We start from the raw sequence: 10,780 nt of genomic DNA on the forward strand, positions 1-10,780 counted from the left end.
CCCCGGGATCGATGCCGGTTCGTTCCGCGGCGACGATGTACATACAGAAGACGGGGACAGCCGGACGGCTGATCGTCATCGACGTGGTGACCTCGGCCAGGTTGATGTCCTTGAACAGGATCTCCATGTCGGCGGCGGAGTCGATGGCCACGCCACAGTGACCAACCTCACCAAGACTCAAGGTCTCGTCGGAGTCACGCCCCATCAGGGTGGGCATGTCGAAGGCGACGCTGAGACCGCCGCCACCGCGGTTCAGGATCATCTTGTATCGCTCGTTGGTCTGTTCGGCGTTGCCGAAGCCGGCGAACTGCCGGATCGTCCACGTGCGCCCGCGGTAACCGGTGGGGTAGAGACCGCGGGTGAAGGGGAACTCGCCCGGCCAGCCGATGCGCTCCATGCGCGCGCGGCCCTCGGGAGTGGTCTCCTCCGGTATGCCGTGCAGTCCCGGACCGTAGACGGGGTCCACCGTGGCGCCGGAGAGGGTCGTGAAGTCCGCCTCCCGCACACCACCCTTCGCGAGCGCGGCGTCGTAACGGGCCTGCCAGCGGGCTGCGCCGGTCGTCTCGGTGGTCATGGCCGTCAATTTACTAGGACGTCCTAGTAAAAGGAAGTCAGGTGCCGGGTCGGTCAGGGGGGAAGTCGTGGCAGGCGACCCGGATCTTGCGCAGCAGGGCGAAGAGCTGCTCGTGCTCGTCGGCGGTGAGCATCCCCAGCCCGAACTCCCCCCGGACGAGATCGGCGGTGGCGGCCTCCATGACCGCGCGCCCGGACGGCGTGATCGCGGCCAGCGTGCCCCGCCCGTCGGTGGGGTTGGGGCTGCGCTCGACGAGTCCCTGGGCCTCGAGGCGCTGGACGATGTTGGTCGCGGAGGTGGGGTGGACCATCAGCCGCTCGCCCACCTTGGACATCGGCAGCCGGCCCGAGGAAGAGAACGCCAGCAGCACGAGCGCCTCGTAGCGGGCGAAGGAGAGTCCGTGCAAGCCGACCACCGCGTCGAGCTCGCCGAGCAGCAGCTGTTGCACCCGCATGATCGACGTCGCGGACGCCATGGCCACGGCCTTGGACCCACCGCCCCACCGCTCGCGCCAAAGCTCGGCCGCCCGCCGGATCGGGTCGAAGGCCAGTCGCGGTCGCTCAGCCACGCGCAGCACCGCAACGCACCATCCGGTTCTCCGCGGCGCCCGTTCCGTCGTGCGCCCGGGCCGCCCCGTCCGCGGTGAAACCATGCCGGCGGTAGAAGCCCTGGGCCCGGGAGTTCGTCGTCAGGACCCAGAGGGAGGCATCGCGTGGTCCGACCACCGCGCGCAGGAGGTCGTCCGCGACCCCGCTGCCGTGCACCGTCGGCACCGTGTTGATGGAGTAGAGCTCCCACGACGTCGGGGCGTCGTCGTCACGCGTGATGCCGGCGGACGCCATCCCGACCACCTCGCCGCCCTCGTCGAGGGCCACTACGCACCGGGCCTCGCTGTCGTCGACCTCGACGCGGAGGCGCCACACCGGCGGCTGCACGGCATACCGGGAGTCGTCAGTCACGGCTCGCGCGCGCTGCGAGCGCCTGCTCCAGCCGATCGAGCTTGCCGTCGAGCTCGCCGGTGAACCCCGGGCGGATGTCGGCCTTGACCACGAGGCTCACGCGCGGGCTGACTGCTGCGACGGCGTCGACCGCACCCTTGATCACGGCTAGGCACTCGTCCCACCCCCCTTCGATGGTCGTGAACATCGCATCGGTACGGTGCGGCAACCCGCTCTCGCGCACGACCGAGATCGCTGCAGCGACAGCGGTGCTCACCGAACCGGTGGTGTCGTCGGAGACGGCAGGGGCGACGGAGAAGGCGAAGAGCATGGTCCCACCGTATGCCGTGGGGTCAGGCCAGCCTGCGCTGGTAGGCAGGGCAGAGCTCGACGACCCGGAAGCCGAGCCGCTCGTTGATGTCGACCATCCAGCTGTTGGTGTCGTCGTTGCAGGTGATGACGCGCTCGCGGCTCGGGTGCTGGCTCTGGAGGCGGCGGAGGTTCTCGACCTTGACGGCGGTGCCCAGCCGGTGGCCGCGGTGGCCCTTGTGGACGAGCGTGCCCCACTGCCAGGCGACCGTCGGCGCCCCCGCCGGCAGGAGCAGGTCGGTGTAGGCCACCACGTCGCCACTCACCTCCTCCACCGCGACCGTGGTCAGCCTCGTGCGGCGCTGCCGCAGCTCGAGGTCCGCATACTCCCGGTAGCGCGCGGGGGTGAGGGACTCCGCCTCGAACTCGATGTCGCCGGTCGGGGCGTCGACGGCGAGCTGGTTCATCACCGCGCAGAGCGACTCCTGCAGCCGTTCGGGGACGCGCCCCACGTGCGTCTCGAGCCGGTAGAGACCCTCGTGGTGCGGGCGCGCCGCCCCGGAGAGGGACGCCAGCAGGTCGTCGGCGACGGGCAGATCGAGGTGGCGCGCGATCTCGGTGTTGCTCAGGACGAAGCCGTGGGCCTCCGCGAAACGGCGGTAGGGGTGAGCGTCGGACTCCTCCGCCGGCACCATCGTGTCGCCGACGAGGGTGCTCCTCCCCTCGGCCACCGCTCGCTCGACGATGCGCTCCATGAGGGCGGATCCAGCTCCACGACAACGGTGCTGGGGATCCACCTGAATGTCGCACCACATCATCGAGGTGTTGTCGTCCTGTGGCAGCCAGAGCCACGCGATGCCCGTCACGTCGTCGCCATCCGCGGCCGCCCACATCTCCATCGGCTCGGCCCTGTCGTCGAAGCGCCACTCCAGGACGGCCTCCTGGAGAGAGGACGGTTGGTGCCAGGGACGGCCCAGGCTGATGCTCGCGACACGGATGTCGTGGGCGCGAGCGCACTGGGCGTCGTCATGGACGTCGACGAGACGGGTCTGCATGTCTCGACCGTAGGACGGTGCCCGTAGCGGGGCCACCGAGTTTCGGGCGTGCTCGCTAGTCTGGGACGGTGACGGACCGCGCCCGGAGCCCCTCCCGATGGACGGACGTGCGGCCCCGCACCCGGGCGCTGCAGGCCGACGACTGGGACGACGTCCTGCGCATCTACGCGGAGGGCCTGGCGACGGGCACGGCGACCTTCGAGACGGAGGTGCCGCCACGCGAGGTCCTCGACGCGAAGTGGCACCAGGGCCAACGGTGGGTCGCCACTGTTGCGGGACGCCTGGCCGGCTGGACCGCGGCGATGCCGACCTCGATGCGTGCGTGCTACGCCGGGGTCGCCGAGACGTCGATCTACGTGGGGGTGGGAGCGCGCGGTCAGGGGGTCGGGAGGACGCTCATCACCCGGCAGAACGCCGAGGCCGACGCGTGTGGGCTCTGGACCCTGCAGACGTCGATCTTCGTCGTCAACGCAGCGAGTATCGCACTGCACGTGTCGTGTGGCTACCGCGTGATCGGGACGCGGGAGCGGATCGCCCAGCGCGACGGGGTGTGGCACGACACGGTCCTGCTCGAGCGCCGTCGGGCCGCCTGACGCGGGCGCGTTCCGGCTCCCCCCTCGGCCAGGGCCAGCTGGCTGGCACGTGGTGGCTGGACCACTGATCCGGCCGTCTCCGAGATCCCTCTGAGAATCATCGGACAGCGTTGGTGGCTTCCGTCGTCCAGATGAAGGAGCACCCCGTGCCCCAGCGCCACACCTCGAACGACCAGCACACCACGAACGCCGTTGAGACCGAGCACCTCCGCGACGCGGAGCAGCCCCGGACCACCCTCGGCCCCGAGACCGCCGAGACCACCCGCCGAACCCGGGCCGCCGACAAGGGCAGCGCTTCGCGAGCCGTGCCCGCCGTCCTCGGCGTGGCGACGGCGATCGCGTCCTTCGGCGTCGCCTCCGTCCACGTCCTCGACCAGGAGGGCTTCCCGGGCAGCAAGGACCCGTCCTACGTCGGCCTCGGCTTCTACCTGCTCGAGGTCGCTGCCGTCGTCGTCGCCGGCGTCCTGCTGACCCGTCGTGGCCGCAACCACCTCCTGACCTGGGTCGTCGCCTCCGGCGTCGCGGTGGGTCCGCTCATCGGCTATGGCCTGTCGCGCGGTCCGGGCATGCCGGGCTACACGGACGACCAGGGCAACTGGGCCGAGCCCTTGGGTCTGCTCAGCCTCGCCGTCGAGGCTCTCCTGCTGGTCCTGGCCCTCGCCGGTGGCGCACTAGCCCGTAGACGGACCGACGAGCAGCTGACGCGCTGACCCCCGCCTGACCGGGTGGGCTCAGCCGACCCGGATGATCGCCACGCCGTGCGCGCCGAGCTCCACTGCGGCACCGGTGCGCCGGGTGGTGGAGTCGTCCCAGGAGAGCACCACCTCGTCGATGGCGGCCCCCACCGGGACCATCGAGGGTCGGTCCCGGACGTTGCACACGACCCGCAACCGCCCGCGCGAGACGACGAGCCACCCGGCGCCGGCGTCCGACGCGACGGTCACCGCGTCGAGCCGGTCGTCGGTGAGCTCCGGCTCGCTGCGGCGCACCGCGATCAGGGACGCGTACCACGACAGCATCCGGGCGTGCTCCGTCTGCGACATCTCTTCCCAGTCGAGCACGCTCCGGTCGCGGGTGGCGTGGTCCTGGGGGTCGGGCACGTCCGCCGCATCCCAGCCGTGGGACGCGAACTCGGCGCGGCGACCGCTGCGCACCGCCTCGGCGAGCTCCGGGTCCGCGAAGTCCGTGAAGAACTGCCACGGGGTCGAGGCCGCCCACTCCTCACCCATGAAGACCATCGGGGTGAACGCCGAGGTGAGGTAGAGGGCCGCACCGATGGCCTGCTGCCCGGGCGTGATCGTGGCCCCGATCCGGTCGCCGGTCGCCCGGTTGCCGACCTGGTCGTGGGTCTGGAGATATCCGACGAAGCTGCTTCCCCGGCAGACCGACCGGTCCACCGGCGCTCCCCACTCGGCGCCGCGGAAGCTGGACCACCGCCCGTCGTGGAGGAACACCTCGGTCAGGGTCTTGGCGAGGACGCTGGGCTCGGCGAAGTCGGCGTAGTAGCCCGCCGCCTCACCCGTCAGCGCCGCGTGCAAGGCGTGGTGGACGTCGTCCGCCCACTGCGCGCTCATCCCCCGACCGCCCCGGGCGGTCGGGGTCACCATGATCGGGTCGTTGAGGTCGCTCTCCGCGATGAGCGCGAGCGGCCGGCCGAGCTGCGTTGCCAGCGCGTCGGTCTCGTCGGAGAGCTGCGCGAGGAGGTGATGCTCGGAGTCGTCACGCAGCTCGTGGACGGCATCGAGGCGCAGGGCGTCGACGTGGAAGTCGCGCAGCCACCGCAGCGCGTTGTCGAGCACGAACCGGCGCACCACCTCCGAACCCGGGCTGTCGAGGTTCACGGCGGGGCCCCACGGCGTCGAGTGCGCGTCGGTGAAGTACGGCCCGAAGCGCGACAGGTAGTTGCCGCTCGGCCCGAGGTGGTTGTAGACGACGTCGAGACAGACTCCCAGACCGGCCCCGTGGCAGGCGTCGACGAAGCGCTGGAAGCCGGCCGGGCCGCCGTAGGGGTCGTGCACGGCATACAGGTCGACGCCGTCGTAACCCCAACCCCATCGGCCGGGGAAGGCGGCGACGGGCATCACCTCGACGACGTCGACGCCGAGTGCCACGAGGTGGTCCAGGTGGCCGATCGCCGCGTCGAAGGTGCCCTCAGCGCTGAAGGTGCCGACGTGCAGCTCGTAGAAGACCCCGCCGAGGGCGCCCTGCCCGCCGCGTGGTCCCTGCCAGCGCCCGTCAGCCCAGTCGTGCGCCGAGGCGTCGAAGGTGCGGCTCGCTGCATCGACGCCATGCGGCTGCCAGGCACTGCGCGGGTCGGGGGTCGGGTCGCCCCCGTCGAGACGGAAGGCATAGTCCAGGGGGTATGCCGGGTGCTCACCGCGCCACTCCCACCACCCGCCCGGGGCAGGGCTCATCGGGGCCGTGGTCACCACCCCGCCGATCGGGGCGACATCGATCTCGACGCGCCCGGCGGAGGGCGCCCAGACCCGGATCTCGGGGTCAGTCATCGGTCCGCGCCAGGAGGGCCACCGGGAGCGAGGTGAGCAGATCGGCCAACGCCGCCGGACCTCCGGTGAATCGGCGCCCCGTGAGGAGGTCGTTCCACCCACCGGGCGGCAGGTCGAGCGTGTGCTCCTCCCAGCCCGTGAGCGACCCGGCCAGCCTCGTGGTCACGGCCACGACGTGGATGCCGGCCCGCACGCCACGACCGATCGCATACGCGTGGTCGCTCGTCGTCGGGACAGCCGCGAACGTCGCGGACGCGCCGTGGAACCAGCCAGCGTGGTCACGCCGCAGCCGCAACGCGCGGGAGGTGACGAGCAGCTTCTCGTCGCTGAGGTCGCGGGGGGGCTCCCCCGCATCGAGTCGCGAGAGTCGCGCCCGACGCTCGGCGAAGTCGACGTCCCGCCGGTTGTCCGGGTCGACGAGCGAGAGGTCCACGAGCTCGCTGCCCTGGTAGACGTCCGGCACCCCGGGCAGGACGAGCTGGAGCAGCTTCTGTCCCAGCGTCGTCACCCGGACCAGCGGCGCGGTCGCCTCCGTCCACTGCTCGAGGTGGGCGACCAGGCGCGGGTCGGCGAGGACGCCGTCGACGAACGCCGCGACCTTGGCCTCGTAGGCCTCGTCCGGGTCGGTCCACGTCGTATGCTGCTTCGCCTCACGGATTGCCTTCTGGGCGTAGGCGCCCAGCCGCTGCCCGTCGATCGGCCACGCGCCGACCACGGTCTGCCACAGGAGGTACTCCATCGCGCCGTCGAGCGGCTCACCGCGCAGGGGCCGGGCGATCTCCTGGGCGTCGCGCACCCAGTCCTGCCACTGGTCTGGCCGCTCGGAGACCGCCGCGAGGCGAGCGCGCACGTCCTCGGAGCGCTTCGTGTCGTGGGTCGACAGCGTCGTCATCGTCTCGGGCCACGCCGCGGCGGTCCGCTCGACGAAGGACGTCAGCTGCGTCGGGGTCACGGCGAAGTGGTCCGGGTCGCCGCCGACCTCGTTGAGGCCGACGAGGCGGTGCCAACGGTAGAACGCCGTGTCCTCGATGCCCTTGGCCATGACCGGGCCGCAGGTCTGCTGGAAGCGGACCGCGAAGTCGGCCAGGGCGGCGGGGTCGTCCCCCTCTCGTGCCTCGGCGAGGGCCAGGCGGTGGACCTCGTCGATGGCGGCGCGGTCCTCTTCCGGGAGGGCCGTGCGCACGCGGTCGACGGCCGCGTCGAGGACGGCACGCTCCTGCGGGGGGGCAGGCTCTCCGGGCACGACGTAGGCGCGGTAGCGGTCCATCGTGACGAGCAGGGCCGAGACCACCCGCTGCAGGCGCTCCTCGGACTCCTCCGGCACCAGCTCGACAAGGCGTCGCACGAGCCGGCTGACCTCGGGGACCTGCACCCGCTCGACGACCTCGGCCTTGGCCCGGTCCACCGTCTCGGTGAGCGAGATCCGGGTGCCCGTGACGCGGGCGAGGAAGTCGGTCAACGGCTCCTCGGCCGCGGGGTCGACGAAGAGGCCGCCGATCCGCCAGAGGGCGTCGTAGCCGGTCGTGCCGGCACAGGCCCAGTCCGTCGGGAGGGTCTCGTCGCCCTCGAGGATCTTCTCGACGACGACCCAGCTGTCGCCGGTCGCCGTCGCGAGCCGTCGCAGATAACCCCTCGGGTCGGCGAGGCCGTCCGGGTGGTCGATGCGCAGCCCGTCGAGGGACCCGTCGGCGACGAGCTCGCCCAGCAGGGCGTGGCTCGCGTCGAAGACGTCGTCGTCCTCGACGCGCACGGCGATGAGGGTGGCGACGTCGAAGAAGCGGCGGTAGTTGAGGTCGGTCTCAGCGGTGCGCCAGTGCGCCAGCCGCCACCACTGCCGGGTGACGAGCTCCTCGATCGGCAACTGCGCCGTCCCGGAGCGGACCGGCAGCTCGTGCTCGAAGTAGCGCACGACGCTCTCGTCACCTCCGCGGCCGCCGTCGCTGGCGAGGGTCAGGTCGCCGGCCGCGAGGACGTCCTCGATGGGGTCACCCAGCACCGGCATGAGGAGGGTGTCCTCGCCGGCGGCCCAGTCGATGTCGAACCAGTGGGCGAAGGGCGAGCGCGGCCCCTCACGGAGCACGGACCACAGGGGCGCGTTGAGGTGCGCCGGGGTGGGCACGGCCATGTGGTTCGGCACGACGTCGGCGACCGCGCGGATGCCCGCTGCGTGCAGCACCGGGACCATCGCGTCGAAGGCCTCCCGCCCGCCGGCCTCGTCGCTGAGGCGGGTGTGGTCAACGACGTCGTAGCCGTGCGTCGAGCCGGGCACGGGCTGGAGGATCGGCGACAGGTAGGCGTGACTCACCCCGAGCGCGGCAAGGTAGTCGGCCTGCTCGGCCGTCTCGGCGAAGCCGAACCCCGGGCGGATCTGGAGGCGGTACGTCGCGGTCGGGACCGGGCGTGCAGCACTCACGCGGGGCTCTCCCTCGGACAGCGCAGGACGACGACGCTGCGGGCATGGACCTCGAACTCGCTGGCGGGCTCGACCACGGTCGCGGCGGTCGCGGCAGCCGCGGCGGCGGTCGCCGGGTCCGACGCGCCGGCCGCCGCGTGGGCCGCCGGCTCGGGCGCGGCCGTGTCGATCTCGATGTACCACTCGGAGCCGTACGTCTCCTCGGGCAGGGTGAAGCTGATCGAGTCCGAGTGGGCGTTGAAGATCACGAGGAACGAGTCACCGACGATCGGGGCGCCGCGTCGGTCGGACTCGGGGATCGCCGAGCCGTTGAGGAACACCATGAGCGAGCGGGCATAGCCGTCGCGCCAGCTCTCCTCGTCCATGTGCTTGCCGTTCGGCATGAACCAGGCGACGTCGCCGAGATCGCTCTCCCCGCCGTGGTCGGCGCTGCCGGCAAAGAACCGTCGACGGCGGAAGACCGGGTGGTCGGTGCGCAGCCTGACGACCCGCTGGGCAAAGCCGAGCAGCTCCGCGGCGTCGTCGTCGAGGTGCCAGTCGACCCACGACAGGTCGTTGTCCTGGCAGTAGGCGTTGTTGTTGCCGTCCTGGGTGCGGCCGAGCTCGTCACCGTGGGCGATCATCGGGACGCCCTGCGACAACAGCAGCGTGGTCAGCATGTTGCGCTGCTGGCGCGCGCGCAGGGCGCGCACCTCGGGGTCGTCACTCGGGCCCTCGACGCCGCAGTTCCAGGAGCCGTTGTTGTTGTCGCCGTCGTTGTTGTCCTCGCCGTTGGCCTCGTTGTGCTTCTCGTTGTAGGACACCAGGTCCCGCAGCGTGAAGCCGTCGTGGGCCACGATGAAGTTGATCGACGCGATCGGCTTGCGGCCTGAGTGCTCGTAGAGGTCCGAGGACCCGGTGAAGCGCGAGGCGAACTCGCCCAGCGTCGACGGGTCGCCGCGCCAGAAGTCGCGCACCGTGTCGCGGTACTTGCCGTTCCACTCCGTCCACAGCGGCGGGAAGTTGCCGACCTGGTAGCCGCCTTCGCCGATATCCCACGGCTCAGCGATCAGCTTCACCTGCGACAGCACCGGATCCTGGTGGATGATGTCGAAGAAGGCGGCCAGCTTGTCGACGTCGTGCAGCTCACGCGCCAGCGTCGAGGCGAGGTCGAAGCGGAAGCCATCGACGTGCATCTCCAGCACCCAGTAGCGCAGCGAATCCATGATGAGCTTCAGCACCTGGGCATGGCGGACATTCAGGCTGTTGCCGGTGCCGGTATAGTCGAGATAGTTGCGCGGGTTTTCCTCGGATAGCCGGTAATAGGTCGTGTTGTCCAGGCCGCGCAGCGAGAGGGTCGGACCGAACTCGTCGCCCTCGCACGAGTGGTTGTAGACGACATCGAGGATGACTTCGATGCCGGCCGCGTGCAACGCCCGCACCATCTCCTTAAACTCGATCACCTCCGCGCCAGGCACCGCCGTCGCGGCGTAGCGCGGATTTGGCGCGAAATAGCCGAGCGTGTTGTAGCCCCAGTAGTTGCGCAGCCCGCGCCGGAACAGATGCAGCTCGTCGATCGCGGCATGCACTGGCAGCAGTTCGATCGCCGTCACCCCAAGCGCTGTCAGGTACTCCAGCGCCACCGGATGCGCCAATCCGGCGTAGGTACCACGCAGCGACTCCGGAATACCGGGATGCTGCTTCGTAAACCCCTTGACGTGCAGCTCGTAGATGATCGACTCGTTCCAGGGCACGTTGGGATGCGTGTCCCCTTCCCAATCAAAGGACGGAACGATCACCACGCTCTTCGGCACGAACGCGGCATCGTCGCGCTCATCGAACGAAGTATCAAGCGCGCCATCCCCCATGCGGTAGCCGAAGACCGGCCCGCGCCAGTCCAGCTCGCCAGCGATCGCGTGCGCGTACGGGACGATCAGCAGCTTGTTGCGGTTGAAGCGCAGCCCCTGCGACGGCACGTACGGCCCATCGACCCGGAAGCCATACTGCTGGCCCGGCCGCAAGCCAGGCAGCTCGCGATGCCAGGTATGCTGCCGCCCCTGCGTTAGCGGAATGCGCGTTTCGACGCCATCATCGAACAGGCACAGCTCCACCGCCGTCGCCCGCTCCGAGTAGACCGCGAAGTTGACCCCCCCGCCATCCCACGTCGCGCCCAATGGATGCGGCCTGCCTGGCAGGACCTCGCGCTTGCTTTCAGTCTGGAGGACGGTCCCATGCAGCAATCGAGATTCCTCAGCGTGTCGTAATGGTCGCAAATCGACGGTCGACACGAACGCGCTGCTCATGTCATCACACGGCGCGGTACATCGCACCCCCGACGCTTTACCAACGATATCTCAACTGTGTACCACGACCGTGCTCCATCAGTCTGTATTCACGCATGTGTGCCCGCGC

At 70.5% G+C, this 10,780-nt stretch carries 10 protein-coding genes; 2 read left to right on the top strand and 8 right to left on the bottom strand.

The window, feature by feature from the left end; translation table 11 throughout:
* The 5 genes from ACLL9L_RS13670 to ACLL9L_RS13690 form a co-directional block, all read right to left on the bottom strand.
* Positions 1-574 (bottom strand): methylmalonyl-CoA mutase family protein (locus ACLL9L_RS13670; protein WP_411285209.1); only part of this gene is annotated, 574 nt, incomplete at its 3' end.
* Between the two features lie 37 nt (positions 575-611).
* Positions 612-1,142 (bottom strand): MarR family winged helix-turn-helix transcriptional regulator, encoded by a 531-nt coding sequence (locus ACLL9L_RS13675; RefSeq protein ID WP_411285210.1) that lies wholly within the window; start codon positions 1,140-1,142, stop codon positions 612-614.
* Positions 1,135-1,533, bottom strand: coding sequence for a GNAT family N-acetyltransferase (locus ACLL9L_RS13680; RefSeq protein WP_411285211.1), 399 nt, complete (start codon positions 1,531-1,533; stop codon positions 1,135-1,137). The genes ACLL9L_RS13675 and ACLL9L_RS13680 overlap by 8 nt, the downstream gene beginning before the upstream one ends.
* Positions 1,526-1,843: an MTH1187 family thiamine-binding protein gene (locus ACLL9L_RS13685; protein ID WP_411285212.1), complete on the bottom strand. Its 318-nt coding sequence runs from the start codon at positions 1,841-1,843 to the stop codon at positions 1,526-1,528. The genes ACLL9L_RS13680 and ACLL9L_RS13685 overlap by 8 nt, the downstream gene beginning before the upstream one ends.
* Positions 1,844-1,865: 22 nt before the next feature.
* On the bottom strand, positions 1,866-2,876 hold the full coding sequence (locus ACLL9L_RS13690; protein ID WP_411285213.1) for a GNAT family N-acetyltransferase: 1,011 nt from the start codon (positions 2,874-2,876) through the stop codon (positions 1,866-1,868).
* A 68-nt stretch (positions 2,877-2,944) separates the two neighbouring features.
* On the opposite strand from ACLL9L_RS13690, the gene ACLL9L_RS13695 reads away from it, so the two are divergent.
* Together ACLL9L_RS13695 and ACLL9L_RS13700 are read left to right on the top strand one after the other, a co-directional pair.
* Positions 2,945-3,469, top strand: a complete 525-nt coding sequence (locus ACLL9L_RS13695; protein WP_411285214.1) for a GNAT family N-acetyltransferase — start codon at positions 2,945-2,947, stop codon at positions 3,467-3,469.
* Positions 3,470-3,600: 131 nt separating this feature from the next.
* Complete coding sequence (locus tag ACLL9L_RS13700) at positions 3,601-4,179, top strand: hypothetical protein (RefSeq protein ID WP_411285215.1); 579 nt, start codon at positions 3,601-3,603, stop codon at positions 4,177-4,179.
* 21 nt (positions 4,180-4,200) lie between these two features.
* Here the strand turns inward: ACLL9L_RS13700 and treZ are convergent, their stop codons facing one another.
* From treZ to glgX, 3 genes are read right to left on the bottom strand one after another with little or no spacing between them, the layout of a single operon-like run.
* Complete coding sequence (gene treZ / locus ACLL9L_RS13705) at positions 4,201-5,976, bottom strand: malto-oligosyltrehalose trehalohydrolase (protein ID WP_411285216.1); 1,776 nt, start codon at positions 5,974-5,976, stop codon at positions 4,201-4,203.
* Positions 5,969-8,389 (bottom strand): malto-oligosyltrehalose synthase, encoded by a 2,421-nt coding sequence (treY, locus tag ACLL9L_RS13710; RefSeq protein ID WP_411285217.1) that lies wholly within the window; start codon positions 8,387-8,389, stop codon positions 5,969-5,971. Before treY ends, treZ begins: the two co-directional genes overlap by 8 nt.
* Positions 8,386-10,671: a glycogen debranching protein GlgX gene (gene glgX / locus ACLL9L_RS13715; protein WP_411285218.1), complete on the bottom strand. Its 2,286-nt coding sequence runs from the start codon at positions 10,669-10,671 to the stop codon at positions 8,386-8,388. The genes treY and glgX overlap by 4 nt, the downstream gene beginning before the upstream one ends.
* Positions 10,672-10,780 lie beyond the last annotated feature (109 nt).

The organism is Lapillicoccus sp., from assembly GCF_046595215.1.
Classification (GTDB): Bacteria; Actinomycetota; Actinomycetes; order Actinomycetales; family Dermatophilaceae; genus Lapillicoccus.

Excerpts from the sequence above, each read along its gene's own strand:
- ACLL9L_RS13685 (WP_411285212.1), bottom strand. The coding sequence starts at position 1,843 with ATGCTCTTCGCCTTCTCCGTCGCCCCTGCCGTCTCCGACGACACCACC.
- ACLL9L_RS13690 (WP_411285213.1), bottom strand. The coding sequence starts at position 2,876 with ATGCAGACCCGTCTCGTCGACGTCCATGACGACGCCCAGTGCGCTCGC.
- ACLL9L_RS13700 (WP_411285215.1), top strand. The coding sequence starts at position 3,601 with ATGAAGGAGCACCCCGTGCCCCAGCGCCACACCTCGAACGACCAGCAC.
- treZ (WP_411285216.1), bottom strand. The coding sequence starts at position 5,976 with ATGACTGACCCCGAGATCCGGGTCTGGGCGCCCTCCGCCGGGCGCGTC.
- glgX (WP_411285218.1), bottom strand. The coding sequence starts at position 10,671 with ATGAGCAGCGCGTTCGTGTCGACCGTCGATTTGCGACCATTACGACAC.